The sequence below is a fragment of the Micrococcus sp. APC 4021 genome (assembly GCF_030407635.1).
In the GTDB taxonomy this organism is placed as follows: Bacteria; Actinomycetota; Actinomycetes; order Actinomycetales; family Micrococcaceae; genus Micrococcus; species Micrococcus luteus.
This window is the reverse complement of the sequence record NZ_JASDCZ010000007.1, coordinates 1-13,218: the sequence shown is the minus strand read 5'-3', so window position 1 is coordinate 13,218 and position 13,218 is coordinate 1. Positions and strand designations below refer to the sequence as shown.

The window sequence follows — 13,218 nt, the reverse complement described above, 5'->3', positions numbered from 1 at the left end:
ACAGACTGGTCTAGGAACCATTAGTGTTTGAGCATGCTACGCCGAATTGATATAACGGATCCTTGGCGCTCACTCGACCGAGACTTCTGGCCTGAAGACCTCCCCTTTGGCCGTAAGACCGTCGTCTACGGCCACAACGGCAGTGGCAAATCGACCCTCGCCGAACTGCTACTCAGCCTCTCCGAAGGCGAGGGAGCCACAGGGGCCGTCTGGGAAGATGAGAATAGGCACCCCACGAGAACCAGCGCAGGCGGCGCACCTCCTTCACTCTCCATGGCGGTCTTCACCCGCCGATGGGTCAAGGCTAATCTGTCGGCTTTCCTCGACGGCAAGAGTGCCTCGGCGATCGTCACGCTGGGCAAGGAAGCCATCGATGCCAAGGATGAGGAAGCTCGGCTAGTTGCGAAAATCGCTCAACTACACGACGAAAGAAGGAAAGCGGAAGCACAACACAAGTTAGCGACAAGCGAGATCAACAAGTTGGTTCGCGACGTTCAGGAGCGAATCGTCTCCCAGCTCAAGGAGTTCGACTACAACTATTACACGAAGAACCGATTCTCGGTGTCGAGGGTCCAAAGCGACCTGCGCAACCACAAGGGCGATCGCCCGAATAGCGATGCGCACGCCGAAGCCCTCCGTCGGCTAGCCGAAGGCGCTCCAGCCTCCCTGCCAAACATCACCCCTCCACCAACCGGTGTGGCCGGCCATCTCGCTATTCTGAGCGAGCTGCTTGCGATGAGCCCAACCCGTATGGCCATTGAGGCATTGAATGCTAACTCGTCAGCTCAAACCTGGGTCGAGCAGGGTCTCACTTTGCACAAGGAACTCGACCGGTGCCTGTTCTGCGACGGGGAGATCAGTAATCATCGCCGCAACCAATTGGCTCTTCACTTCGACGAGAGCTGGCTCAAGATCCGCGGCCAAGCTCAGGCATTGCTGACCGCCGTGACCACTGAGAAAGAGGCGCTCCACGCTTGGAAGAGTGGCCTACCGGATGCCGCCCGGGTCACAAGCACACTCCAGGTGGACTACCAGGGAGCCATTGAACAGGTCCAGAGGGCAGTTGATGAGCGGGTTACTGCCCTGGAAGCAGTAGAGAGTGCATTGAAGGCGAAGGTTGCTAACCCCAGCGCCACACCTTTGGCGCCGGAATGGTCGGTGCTCGCATCAGCCCCCTCAACTGCGGCGATCGACCAGGTAGTCACGGAGCAAAACGACGAGGCAGCTCGATACGCAGATGTGACGGCCCGCTACAAGCAGACTGTCCTGGATCACCTGGTCGGATCACAGAGCGACGCATTTCGCCGGCTTGAGGAGCAAGCCGGCGGGCTAGCGACCATAAGGGAAAACACCGTAAAGGCGGCGGATCTAGCTGAGCGACGCCTGAGCGAGGTGCGTCAAGCCCAGTTCACGACTAAAGACATGGCTAACACCCTGACGAAGGATCTCGCCCGAGTCTATGGCAAGGGTCACCTCACCGTGGCGGTCACCCCGGACGGAAAGTCGTATGCGTGTCGCCGCGGGAACAAGCCCAGTACTGATCTCAGCGACGGCGAGCGGATGACACTCTCTCTCCTGTACTTCTTGCGGAAGCTCCAGGACGAACAGGCTCCCGGCGGGCATCCTTCACAGAGAATTGTGGTCGTGGACGACCCGTCGAGCTCCCTCGACCGAGAGGCAGTGTTTGCTACCCACCAGTGGCTAATCGACAGCCTGAAGAACTACGGTCAGTACGTCATCCTGACTCACGACTTCAGCCTTCTACGACTCTTCCTCAAGTCACACAAGAATGCCTGGGGAAAATCGATGAAGGAGATCCGGGAGGGGAACACTGAGGAGAAAAATTTCCCGAGGGTCAGCTTCCTAGAGATGTACGCCACGTCGGTTAACGGAGAACGTCGATCCAAGGTTGGAGAGCTACCGCGGGTCCTGCTCAACAGCACCTCAGAGTACGCTTACCTGTTCTCGATGGTGATGGCCGGAATAGCTGATCCCGAGGACCATGAACGCCTTTTCCTTTTGCCAAACGCCGCCCGTCGCGTATTGGAGGTCTTCGCCAGTTACAAGGCACCCCACCGCAGTGATTTCTTGCAACAGCTTGAAACCCTTGTAAGTTCCCAGGAGGGCGAGCCTTACCGCGACGTCTACGACTTCTGCAACCGCTATTCACATGGGGAGGGCAACGAAAGCATCGACGTCCTCGATGCGCGTGCCGTCAGCAGGCAGATCAGGAGATGCATGGAATTTCTGCGCTCCGTGGATTCCGAGCACTTCGACCGCATGTGCAAGGCGACCAACCTAGAGCCCACCATCCTCCCATAGGAAGTTGGGCTCGGATGAGAAATTGTGCCTCCACGCTCGACTTAGCCGCGGCAGGCGCAGCGCTACGGGCGTGAAAGGTCATGATAAACGAGTGCACCCTGGCCTCAGCCCTCCCGCCGTCACCGGAAGGATGATGCAAACCGCCCTCATCCGGTAGCAATAAGGGGCCTGGTAATGAGTCGCTCACTTCCCAAGAGGTAGCGCCTTAATCCCGAAGGATTGGGCTGGGTGCTCGTGTTCCCTCTAACCTGGCCCCCGTCACGACAAAGACCCAGGTCGGTCAACAGTACCTAGGGAGAAACGTGTCTTGGATTTACGCAAGGGAAAGGGTGCCGTCGCAAACGGCCCCCTTTCCCTCTACTGAACTCTTGGCCGCTTCAACGAGGTATAGACCGTCTGCCGGCTGACCCCGAATGTGCGCGCCACCTCGGCCTTCGGGATGCCCATGTCGATCATCACTCTCGCCTGCTCGACGTCCGTGTCCGACATCTTCGGTGCCTGCACGTACTCGCCGCGGGCCTTGGCCAGGGCGATGCCCTCGGCCTGACGCTCCTTGATCCGCCGGCGCTCGAACTCCGCGAACGCCGCCAGGATCCCCAGCATCAGCCCGTCCACCGGGGAGGTACCGGACTTGTCCACGGTGATCCGCTCGGACACGAACTGCACCACGCACCCCTTGTCCGTGAGCTCATCCACGATCGCGTAGAGGTCTCGGGTGTCTCTTCCCAGCCGATCCATCGAGGCGACCTTCACCAGGTCCCCCTCCCGCACGTACTTCATCAGCTCAGCCAACCCGGTGCGTTTGGCCCTCGAGCTGCCGGAGATCTTGTCCTGAAAGATGCGGTCGCACTCCCCCACCGCCTCGAGCTGACGATCCAGGTTCTGCTCGGCCGAGCTGACCCGCACATAGGCCACAGCTTGTCCAACCACGTCCTAGACCCTCCGACACTTCTGTCTAACGGCCCGGTTTAGGACCGTCTCTGACGTGATGCTCTCGTAGGCGGGCAGGGTGTGTAAAGGGGTATACCCGGCTTGACGCCGGGATGGGGCAATGAACACCCAGCTGGATTGTGAGGCATCCCTCTGTCGGAGCGTTGACGTTTACTTTACTAACCTGTTAGTATAGTTTCGTTGATGCGACTACAGGCAGAGGACAGGGGTACAACAGTGAACGACGTTGGATCATCGCCGCGGCGGTGGTGGCTGCTCATGACCGTGGGGGCCGGCCTGCTACTCATCACCCTCGACAATTCGATCCTCTACACCGCCTTGCCTACGTTGACCGCAGACCTCGGCGCGTCCGGATCCTCGACACTGTGGATCATCAACGCCTACCCCCTGGTCATGGCTGGCCTCCTCTTGGGAGCAGGCACACTGGGCGATCGCATCGGCCACCGCCGAATGTTCGTCGTCGGCCTGTGGATCTTCGGTGCCGCATCACTGGCAGCGGCATTCTCGCCCAACCCTGCCTTCCTGATCGGCGCCAGGGCACTCCTCGCTGTGGGGGCCGCAGCGATGATGCCCGCCACGCTTGCTCTGATCCGCCTCGCGTTCGACGATCCTCGTGAGCGCAACATCGCCATCGCCATCTGGGGGAGCCTGTCGATCGCGGGGGCAGCGCTCGGACCCATTCTCGGCGGCGCCCTTCTCGAACGGTTCTGGTGGGGATCTGTTTTCCTCATCAATGTCCCCGTTGTTGCCATCGCACTTGTGGCGACCGCAATCATCGCGCCGCACAACCATCCCGATCCGTCGAAGAAGTGGGATCTCGTCTCATCCCTCTATGCGATGGTCGGGCTGGTGGGCACCGTGCTCGTCATCAAGGAACTGGCCCATATTCCACAGAACTGGGTTCTGATCGCAGGGGCGCTGGCGTCAGCAGTCATCGGGTTCGTCCTCTTCGTGCGACGCCAGGGCCGATTGGAAGAACCACTCATCGAGTTCTCCATCTTCCGCAACCGCGCCTTCGCTGGCGGCTCTCTGGCAGCCTTCTTCGCGATGTTCACCATCGCTGGCGCCCAGCTCGCGACCACACAGCGCTTCCAGCTCGTCGAGGGCTTCACCCCCCTGCAAGCAGGCCTGCTAGTCGCAGCCATCGCGCTTGGCGCCCTGCCCTCAGGTGTCCTAGGGGCCGCGATCCTGCACATCGTGGGCCTGCGGATCATTATCTCCGGCAGCCTCGCCATCGCCGCCCTAGGACTAGCTCTCGCCGTGCTGGCCTCTGCGAACGGATCACTACCCCTGCTGGTCGTCAGCTTCATCGTGACCGGCTTCGGCCTGGGCGGCACCTGCGCCGTCGCTTCCGCCGCCATTATGGGCAACGCGCCTCCGCGAAAGGCCGGCATGGCGGCCTCGATCGAAGAAGTCTCCTATGAGATGGGCTCCCTCTCGGCTGTAGCACTCCTCGGGAGCCTCCTGACCTTCGTCTACGCCACAGTCGTCCGACTCCCGGATGGCACTCCCGCCGCAGCGGGGGAGAGCATTGCCGATGCCCTCGGGATCGCCGACGGAGATCTCGACGTGATCGCAGCCGCCACCTCCGCCTACGACACGGCCTATTTGGTCACGATGATCGTCCTCGCTGTCATGCTGGCTAGTGGAGCCGCTCTGACCAATCGGCTGCTCCGCGCTTACGGGCGCGGCAGCGAGGCAATGGAGTACGCCGAAAACCACTGAACCAATCGGAGGGGCGCATGATGGTGCGTGAGAGCAAGAAGACCATGATCCTCGACGCCGCGATCCAAGTGATCGAGGAAGACGGGATCACAGCAGTCACGTTTGACTCTGTCGCGGCCGCTGCAGGGATCACCAGGGCCGGGATCATCTACCACTTCCCGTCACGAGACGACTTGATCGCTGCGATCCACCAGAGACTCGCTGATCGCTGGGAGCGGCAGTTAGAGATCGCCTGTGGAAAGCCGACCGCTGAGGCAACGCCGATGGAGCGCCTGACCGCCTACATACTCACTTGTTCGACAGCCGCCTCCCGCGCCGAGTTCCAGCTGATTCTCGACAGCCAGCACACCCAGCACAAGGCGATCTGGGAAGACCTCATCGACCGATGGACCGGACGTAGCGAACGAGACGAAGCTGAGCGCGACCAGATGACCTCGCTCGCCCTGCTCGCTGCTGACGGGCTCTGGGTCAACGACCTGATCGGAAGCAGGCCCATCTCACAGGACCACCGGAGTGAAACCGCAAAGCAGATCATCGCGCTACTCCAGAATGACGTCCATGAATCCGAGGCCAAGCCCAACGGGTAAGCGAGCCAGCGCGCGGTTGGAGAAGGCCGGATCGACGAATCCGTCGAGCGCGATGATGGGCAACCCTGTCAAGCAAGATCGCACCCTGGCACCTCTGTCCAGCAGCACCCAACTGGCTCTGACACATGCGCCTAGTGGGTATACCCCCTTGGACAGCCTGCTTCTCGACGGGGCGGCACCGCTGCGCAATGAAGGTGGGGACGATTCATCCTCGAGTCGAGCTCGGCACCAGCCAGATGGCAGCCGCATCCGTCTCGATGAGTTCCACGGGCCCGACTGCGACCACGCGCAGTCGGAAGTGGCCGGCCTCGGCCACCTCGACGACACTGTCGGGAACGATTCCGGCCTGCTGGAAGCGGATCAGACGCTGCGGGTCGGCGTCGGAGATGCGTAGGACCCGGTAGAACCCCGGCTCGGCTGCATCCAGGCGGACCGCGTGGGCCGGCCGCTCCCGCTGCCCTACGGGAGTGGGGATGGGGTCGCCGTGGGGATCGTGCGTGGGGTGGCCCAGCATCTGATCGATCCGCTCGATCAGCTCGTCGGAGGCGGCGTGCTCGAGTCGTTCGGCTTCCGCGTGGACCTCGTCCCAGGAGTAGCCTAGGCTCGCGGCGAGGAAGCTTTCCAGCAGCCGGTGCCGGCGGACCATCGCGATCGCGTGCTCGCATCCCTTCCCGGTGAGGGTCACGGGCTTGTAGGGCTGGTACTCGACCAGGCCCTGGGCTGCCAGGCGCTTGACCGTCTCGGTGACGTTGGGCGCGGTGGTGCCCATGCGTGCGGCCAGGCTCTTCGTGCTCAGCGGCGCGTCTCCCCACTCCGTGGCGGACCAGATCGCCTTGAGGTAGTCCTGGGCCACCGGAGTGATCTCGTCGAGGCTCATGGCCTGCACGATAGCGGGACCTCCTTCACCCCTGCCCGGTCAACGTCAGCCACAGCAGCACGGCGTTCAGGGCCACGATCAGAGCCACGACCACCCATGCCACCGTCTGCAGGGGCGTGGAGTTCGCGTGTCGGCCCATCACGGCCCGGGCACCGGTCAGTCGGACCAGGGGGATCATGGCAAAGGGGATGCCGATACTGAGCAGCACCTGGGAGAGGACGAGCGCCCAGGTGGGGTCCACCCCGGAGGCGATGACCAGCAGCGCGGGGATCAGCGTGAGCACCCGCCGCAGCATCTGAGGGATGCGCCAGCGCAGCAGCCCGCCCATGATCTCCGACCCCGCATAGGAGCCCACCGCGGTGGAGGCCAGCCCGGAGGCCAACAGGCCGACGCCGAAGAGCACGCCCACCGCCGGCCCCAGTGCGGTCGTGATCGCCGCGTGGGCGCCTTCGATGCTGTCCGTCCCGGAGACCCCGGAGAGATTGGCCGCCGCCAGCAGCAGCATCGCGATGTTCACCGACCCTGCCACCAGAAGCGACAGCCCCACATCCCACCGGGTGGCCCGCAGCAGCCTGCCAAGGGTGCCCGGATGAGCGTGGGCCCCCTGATGGCGGTCACGCGCCAGAGCTGAGTGCACATAGATCGCGTGGGGCATCACCGTGGCCCCCAACATGCCGGCCGCCAGGAGCACCGTCTGGGTTCCCTCGAACCGGGGGACCATGCCCGCCACGGCCTCACCCCAGGAGATGGGCCCGTAGAACAGTCCCGAGACGAACCCGAGGGTGATCACGGCCAGCAGGCCCACGACGACGAACTCGAAGGGCTGCTGCCCGCGCCGGGACTGCACACCCAACAGGATCATCGAGACCACCCCGACGATCACCCCGCCGGCCAGCAGGGGGATACCGAAGAGGATGTGCAGGGCAATGGCCCCTCCGATCACCTCGGCCAGATCCGTGGCGGCGGCCACGATCTCCGCCTGCACCCAGTACGCCAAACGCCGCCCGCGCGGCAACCGGTGCCCCAGCAGCTCCGGAAGCGAGCGGCCGGTGACGAGCCCGAGCTTCGCCGAGAGGTACTGCACGAGCATGGCCATCAGGTTCGCTGCGACCAGCACCCAGACCAGCAGGTACCCGTACTGGGCCCCCGCCGTCAGGTTCGCAGCCACATTGCCGGGGTCCACATAGGCCACCGCCGCCACGAAGGCCGGCCCCAGCAGCCGCATTCCCCGACGACCGGGGCGATCCACCCTCTCCACGGCGACCTTGCCATCCGCCGGCCGATCCACACCGGCGGTCATCCGAGGCTCCAATGGCGATGCATGCATGAGATTTAACATACCTGAACTCTGAGGAGACAGGTGGTCTGACCACACCCCGGCACCCCGGCAGTCTCAGATGCACCGACGGCCGTAGCCGAACACTCCTGCTTTCACGAACCTAATCGTGTGCACCTGAATTCTTTTGTGTGCCCTAACTGGAGTACCCCTCATGGAAATCTCCCGCCGTTCAGTAGCCACCGGCCTCGCCTGGGCCGTGCCGGCCGTGGCCGCATCGACGGCCGCGCCCGCCATGGCCGCCTCCTCCTGCGCGGGGTACACCGCAGGCAAGCCCCTCCCAGCCTCGGCGTTCACCCTGACCTACCTGCGCATCACCAACGAGACGCTCGGCAGGCTGTCCAACAAGCAGGTGGCCCTCGATTTCGACTTCCGCCTCAGCGACGAGGCCGCGGCCTGCGGGGTGCGCACCGGATCCGTCTCCTCCACCAGCAACGGCGGCACCTCCCGGATCGCCTTGAACAACGGGAAGACCTACAACGCGACCAACGGCCTCGCCGTCCCGGCCAACGGATCCGTAGGACGCACCGACGGTACCTGCCGGCTCGGCCTGGACCGCACTGAGGCCTGCGGCACCACGGGGCAGTCCCCCTACAGCGTCGCCGGGTCCACGGGCGCCAGCTCGACCGCCGTCACGGCCATCTCCCTCTACCGGTCCATCACGGTCTCCGGCTACGGCACCACCGTCGTCTACCTCAACGCCACGGGTGTGGGCACCAACCTGTCCGTGAGCGCCGCACCGCTGATCTGACCCCCGCACGACGGACCGCCATGCCGCCTCTGAAGGATCAGGACCTCGCCCTCACACCAGGACAACGCCCCCACCATCCCCTGAGGGACAGGGGGTCGCTTCTGGCATACCCAGCTTGACAGCCGAACAGTTCATCACTGCCCTCATCCTTCACGAAATCCGAGACAGCCTCTCAGGGCGCCGGGTCGGCCTGTCCCGTAACCGGATGGGCCCGCTCCCGGGCCGCCGGAGGAGATTCGGAAGCGATGCACGCCACCGACTGCGACCCGCTACCAAGGCCTCAGCTCGCGTCCGAAGTTCACCCCCGCCACAGGTCAAGCGTGTGCCAGTCTTCCGGAACACCCATCGATTGGACTGAGAGGGCATGCGATGTGGGGAAGGTGCGGAACAGCTCGGCCAGGCGCGGCGCCCAGGACCGCTCCGCCTCGATGGGCCGCAGCATGTAGGCGATGATCGCCAAGGCGTTGTAGGTGCCGAAGTCCCCTTTGGGGGCGGCGGGTTCCCGCAGATGGTCGAGGAGGGGCACCATGCCTGCCGCCGGCCGGGACGGGGCGTTCTGGAGCTTGCGGTTGAAGAGCCGAGCATGATGCGCGGCCACGTTGCGCACGTAGTTCAAGCTGGCCAGCCAACTGCCCATCATCTTCTTCTGGGGGATCCCAAAGGCCGTGGCGACTTCCTCGGCATCCTTCTGAAGCATGCCCTGGTAGAGGTTCGACAGGTGTCCCAGCTCCAGCAGCTCGGTCAACGCCCAGACCGGCATGTGGTCGTCGTACTTCTGCCGGAAGTGGGCGACGAACTGTTCGTCCGAGCCGTCCCGGCGTTGCTTGACCCGCTCCAGCCACAACACCTGCTTGCTGGGGCGTGGGTCACGACTGTCAGTGTTCGCCCGCGTGAACGAGTCGTCGAAGCAGGTGGGGTTCTCGTGCGCGAACGGTGAGGTCCGCCCCAACACGTAGCCGATGCGCATACGCACTGCTACCTCGATGCGCTCCACACCCTCCATGACCAGCATGCGCAGTTGCCGATCGAAGTCGATGATCTCCTCGGCATGAGTTGAGTCCCGCATAGTGGTGTAGCGCCCGGTGGTCGGGCGTGTCGTCTCAGACGTGGTCGCGGCCACCGTGTGATCCGTCGAGTCAACCTTCCACAGAATCCTCGAATGGAGTCATCACGATGACCGCTCCTCATATTCTCGACCCTGCCGGCCTGCTCGGAGAAGCCCTGTCTGAAGCGTCCCCGGACATGATGCGCCATCTGCTGCAGACCATGATCAACACCTTGCTGTCCGCGGATGCCGACGCGGTGGTCGGTGCCGAATGGGGCAAGCCCAGCTCCTCGCGCACTGCTCAGCGGAACGGGTACCGCCACCGGGACCTGGACACCCGGGTCGGCACCCTGGACGTGGCCATCCCCAAGCTCAGATCGGGCACGTACTTCCCGGACTGGCTACTTGAACGCAGGAAGAGAGCGGAGTCGGCGCTGATCACCGTGGTCGCTGACTGCTACCTCGCCGGGGTCTCGACCCGACGGATGGACAAGCTGGTCAAGACTCTGGGCGTCAACGCCCTGTCCAAGTCCCAAGTCTCCCGGATGGCCACCGAGCTCGACGAGCAGGTCGAGGCATTCCGCCACCGCCCGCTCGGGGTGGCCGGCCCGTTCACGTTCGTGGCCGCCGATGCGCTGAGCATGAAGGTCCGCGAGGGCGGGCGCGTGGTCAACGCCGTGGTGCTGCTGGCCACCGGGGTCAACGCTGACGGCCACCGCGAGGTCCTGGGCCTGCGGGTCGCCACCTCGGAGACCGGGGCGGCGTGGAACGAGTTCTTCGCCGACCTGGTCGCCCGCGGCCTGGCCGGGGTCCGGTTGGTTACTTCTGACGCCCACACCGGACTCAAGGACGCCATCGCGGCGAACCTGCCCGGAGCGACGTGGCAGCGCTGCCGCACCCATTACGCGGCGAACCTGATGGGCATCACCCCGAAGAACATGTGGCCGGCCGTGAAAGCCATGCTGCACTCGGTCTATGACCAGCCCGATGCGGCCAGCGTGCACGCGCAGTTCGACCGGCTCCTGGACTACGTGAGCGAGAAGCTGCCCACCGTGGCTGAGCACCTCGACGCCGCCCGGGCGGACATCCTGGCCTTCACCACGTTCCCGAAGGACGTCTGGACGCAGGTCTGGTCGAACAACCCGGCCGAGCGGCTCAACCGGGAGATCCGCCGTCGCACCGACGCGGTGGGCATCTTCCCCAACCGGGCGGCCATCGTCAGGCTAGTGGGTGCGGTGCTGGCCGAGCAGACCGATGAATGGGCCGAGGGTCGACGCTACCTCGGTCTCGAAGTCCTGGCCCGCTGCAGGCTCACCACCGTGACCAACACCGGAGACGAGGTGGACCCCGACACCGAACTCAACCTCGGCCTCAGCGCCTGACCCCCATGAAGGATCAGACCGCTACACCATCACGAGGGGCTTGACCTCGGCATGATGCAGGGCTGTGCCCGGTTGGTACCTATTCAGCACCCGGATCTTGGTGTGCCCTTGGTCATCGACCTGCTTCTCGGACTCCAGGAACGGGTACAGGTAGCCGGTTACTCGGTAGTAGCCCACGGACTCGAGCAGTCGGAGAGCCCGCGTCAGGTCATCGACCTCCAGACCGCGCTGGACTAGCTGTTGTGGGTCATGAGGTTCTTGCCACGGGGTACGGGCTGAGATGAGACGAGCGGGTCCCTGCCGCAGGATGGAAGTTCCTCAACAACCCACCTGCCAGAAGAGACCCGCTCATGACTCACGCTAACGCACCCCTGACCCCGACCGGCCGTCTCAGGATGGTCCACCGCCACCTGCACGACGGGATCCCGCAGGCACACGTGGCAGCCGAGTTCCGGGTGAGCCGGCCCACGGTGGCCACCTGGGTCGCCCGCTACCGCGCCGAGGGCGAGGCAGGACTGCAGGACCGCTCGAGCCGGCCCCACCACTGCCCCGCCCAGCTCGACATCGCGATCCTGGCCGAAATCGAGGCCCTGCGCCGGGACCAGAAGTGGTCCGCCCGCCGCATCCATCACCACCTCGTCTCCGAAGGCCACCAGCTGTGCCTCCGCACTGTGGGCAGGTGGCTGCACCGACTGGGCATCTCCCGGTTGCCAGACCTCGCGCCCACGGGTGAGGACCTGCGCCAACGACCGCAGAAGATCACCGCCCGCGGCCCGGGGCACATGGTGCACCTGGACGTGAAGAAAATCGGGCGCATCCCTGACGGGGGAGGCTGGCGTGCTCACGGCCGGGACTGCGAGAACGCGCGAGCGGCCAAGCGCGGGCCTGGCCGCCGGGTCGGCTACACCTACCTGCACTCGGCGGTGGACGGGTTCACCCGGCTGGCCTACACCGAAGCCTTGCCCGATGAGCGGGCAGCTACGACCGTGAGCTTCTTCTGCCGGGCGAGGGCGTTCTTCGCCGCGCACGGCATCACCGTGGACCGGGTGATCACGGACAACGGGGCCAATTATCGGGCCGCGGAGTTCACCATGAAGGTCGTCTCGCTTGGGGGCCGGCATCACAGGATCCGGCCCTACACCCCGCGCCACAACGGGAAGGTGGAGAGGTACAACCGGCTGATGGTCGATGAGGTCATCTACGCCCGCCCCTACACCTCAGAGCAAGCTCGGCGTGAGGCCCTGGCGGTGTGGGTGAACCACTACAACTACCATCGGCCTCATACCTCCTGCGGAGACGCTCCTCCGGCCTCACTGGCACCGACCCGAGTCAACAACGTCATGCCCTCCTACAACTAGCCGCTCTACCTGCGCCTCGAGAGGCAACCACTTCTTCGTGTACTCCACGCGTCTCTCCCACACAAAGAAAATCAGCCCGCGCCTTGCGGCAACGGGCTGATCATGATGCTTGAGACTCTAGCACGGGCAAGAGCCTGGGTCCTAGATGTGCTACCCGGGCACGTGTTGCGTTCGAGCGCACGCGAAGCCCTAGCGTCGCGGACATGAACCCAGAGCTGGAGCAAGCCCTGCGCCTGGCTACGGACCCTCCCGGTGGCGTCTCGCTGGAAGCATTGGAAGATCTCGTTCGGGATGATCCGACGACCTGGTGGGACATCTCGGAGGCCGCCACTCACCTCAACGTCACCGCCCACACGCTGCGCTACTACGGACGCATCGGCATGGTGAGCGTCCCCCGAGACGATGCCGGGCACCGCCGCTATGACTCGCCGGCCATCCGCCGCCTGGTCTTCATCACCCGCATGCGCACGGCAGGAATGCCCATCGCCGATCTCCAGCACTACCTGGCCCTAGGGCGTGTCTGATAATGCTTCGAGGGTTTGGCTAAGGCCCTGGATCCATTCTCAGACACGCCCTAGGTCGCGGGCGAGTACCGCCGGGTAGCTCGGGCCCTCGAGGAGTGTCATGAGGATGCGGGAGCGGGTCGGGTCGGCCATCGCCCGGCCCAGCCGGTTCATCACGTCCAGCCGCGAAGCAATAGTCAGCATGCGCTGACCATACAGAACCTGCTGACCTCTCGTGTGTGGCTCCCGCTGCTGATATCTGCACATCTGCATAGGTGTATGGTCGTGGCATGAGTGTGACGCTGTTGGATTCGTGTCAGGTCACCGCCGTCCATCCGGAGAAGGTGGCGCTGACCCGGGAGAGGATCCCCGACGAGCGCG

General features: G+C 64.4%; 11 protein-coding genes and 1 pseudogene. 7 read left to right on the top strand and 5 right to left on the bottom strand.

The window, feature by feature from the left end; all coding sequences use genetic code 11:
* Positions 1 to 33 precede the first annotated feature (33 nt).
* Positions 34 to 2,322: an AAA family ATPase gene (locus QL983_RS01540; protein ID WP_290151126.1), complete on the top strand. Its 2,289-nt coding sequence runs from the start codon at positions 34 to 36 to the stop codon at positions 2,320 to 2,322.
* Positions 2,323 to 2,679: 357 nt separating this feature from the next.
* Here the strand turns inward: QL983_RS01540 and QL983_RS01535 are convergent, their stop codons facing one another.
* Positions 2,680 to 3,252, bottom strand: coding sequence for a recombinase family protein (locus QL983_RS01535; RefSeq protein ID WP_290151125.1), 573 nt, complete (start codon positions 3,250 to 3,252; stop codon positions 2,680 to 2,682).
* A gap of 279 nt (positions 3,253 to 3,531) precedes the next feature.
* Here QL983_RS01535 and QL983_RS01530 point away from each other — a divergent pair, with 279 nt between their 5' ends.
* A complete protein-coding gene (locus tag QL983_RS01530; RefSeq protein WP_069942079.1) occupies positions 3,532 to 4,998 on the top strand; it encodes an MFS transporter in 1,467 nt (488 codons plus the stop codon).
* A 17-nt stretch (positions 4,999 to 5,015) separates the two neighbouring features.
* Positions 5,016 to 5,585, top strand: coding sequence for a TetR/AcrR family transcriptional regulator (locus QL983_RS01525; protein ID WP_081339297.1), 570 nt, complete (start codon positions 5,016 to 5,018; stop codon positions 5,583 to 5,585).
* A 205-nt stretch (positions 5,586 to 5,790) separates the two neighbouring features.
* Here the strand turns inward: QL983_RS01525 and QL983_RS01520 are convergent, their stop codons facing one another.
* Positions 5,791 to 6,462, bottom strand: a complete 672-nt coding sequence (locus QL983_RS01520; RefSeq protein ID WP_036317499.1) for a metal-dependent transcriptional regulator — start codon at positions 6,460 to 6,462, stop codon at positions 5,791 to 5,793.
* A 25-nt stretch (positions 6,463 to 6,487) separates the two neighbouring features.
* Positions 6,488 to 7,762 carry an Nramp family divalent metal transporter gene (locus tag QL983_RS01515; protein ID WP_080694935.1) on the bottom strand — a complete coding sequence of 425 codons (1,275 nt, stop codon included), beginning with the start codon at positions 7,760 to 7,762 and terminating at the stop codon, positions 6,488 to 6,490.
* Between the two features lie 190 nt (positions 7,763 to 7,952).
* On the opposite strand from QL983_RS01515, the gene QL983_RS01510 reads away from it, so the two are divergent.
* The gene (locus tag QL983_RS01510) at positions 7,953 to 8,549 is read left to right on the top strand and encodes a hypothetical protein (protein ID WP_036317467.1); all 597 of its coding nucleotides are present in this window, start codon (positions 7,953 to 7,955) and stop codon (positions 8,547 to 8,549) included.
* A 298-nt stretch (positions 8,550 to 8,847) separates the two neighbouring features.
* Here QL983_RS01510 and QL983_RS01505 read toward each other — a convergent pair whose 3' ends face one another.
* Positions 8,848 to 9,669 (bottom strand): Abi family protein, encoded by an 822-nt coding sequence (locus tag QL983_RS01505; protein WP_290151124.1) that lies wholly within the window; start codon positions 9,667 to 9,669, stop codon positions 8,848 to 8,850.
* Positions 9,670 to 9,722: 53 nt separating this feature from the next.
* Here QL983_RS01505 and QL983_RS01500 point away from each other — a divergent pair, with 53 nt between their 5' ends.
* The 3 genes from QL983_RS01500 to QL983_RS01490 all read left to right on the top strand — a co-directional run bounded on the left by QL983_RS01500 (position 9,723) and on the right by QL983_RS01490 (position 12,858).
* Complete coding sequence (locus QL983_RS01500) at positions 9,723 to 10,976, top strand: IS256 family transposase (RefSeq protein ID WP_036312731.1); 1,254 nt, start codon at positions 9,723 to 9,725, stop codon at positions 10,974 to 10,976.
* A 350-nt stretch (positions 10,977 to 11,326) separates the two neighbouring features.
* A complete protein-coding gene (locus QL983_RS01495) occupies positions 11,327 to 12,334 on the top strand; it encodes an IS481 family transposase (protein ID WP_101966231.1) in 1,008 nt (335 codons plus the stop codon).
* Between the two features lie 203 nt (positions 12,335 to 12,537).
* Positions 12,538 to 12,858 (top strand): MerR family transcriptional regulator, encoded by a 321-nt coding sequence (locus QL983_RS01490; protein WP_081339293.1) that lies wholly within the window; start codon positions 12,538 to 12,540, stop codon positions 12,856 to 12,858.
* Between the two features lie 51 nt (positions 12,859 to 12,909).
* Here the strand turns inward: QL983_RS01490 and QL983_RS01485 are convergent.
* Positions 12,910 to 13,041 (bottom strand): annotated as a pseudogene (locus QL983_RS01485) (ArsR family transcriptional regulator); the annotation flags it as partial.
* Positions 13,042 to 13,218 lie beyond the last annotated feature (177 nt).

Bases quoted from the DNA above. Each gene is read 5' to 3' on its own strand.
- QL983_RS01490 (WP_081339293.1), top strand. From the start codon at position 12,538: ATGAACCCAGAGCTGGAGCAAGCCCTGCGCCTGGCTACGGACCCTCCC.
- QL983_RS01530 (WP_069942079.1), top strand. From the start codon at position 3,532: ATGACCGTGGGGGCCGGCCTGCTACTCATCACCCTCGACAATTCGATC.
- QL983_RS01510 (WP_036317467.1), top strand. From the start codon at position 7,953: ATGGAAATCTCCCGCCGTTCAGTAGCCACCGGCCTCGCCTGGGCCGTG.
- QL983_RS01540 (WP_290151126.1), top strand. From the start codon at position 34: ATGCTACGCCGAATTGATATAACGGATCCTTGGCGCTCACTCGACCGA.
- QL983_RS01500 (WP_036312731.1), top strand. From the start codon at position 9,723: ATGACCGCTCCTCATATTCTCGACCCTGCCGGCCTGCTCGGAGAAGCC.
- QL983_RS01495 (WP_101966231.1), top strand. From the start codon at position 11,327: ATGACTCACGCTAACGCACCCCTGACCCCGACCGGCCGTCTCAGGATG.
- QL983_RS01515 (WP_080694935.1), bottom strand. From the start codon at position 7,762: ATGACCGCCGGTGTGGATCGGCCGGCGGATGGCAAGGTCGCCGTGGAG.
- QL983_RS01525 (WP_081339297.1), top strand. From the start codon at position 5,016: ATGATGGTGCGTGAGAGCAAGAAGACCATGATCCTCGACGCCGCGATC.
- QL983_RS01520 (WP_036317499.1), bottom strand. From the start codon at position 6,462: ATGAGCCTCGACGAGATCACTCCGGTGGCCCAGGACTACCTCAAGGCG.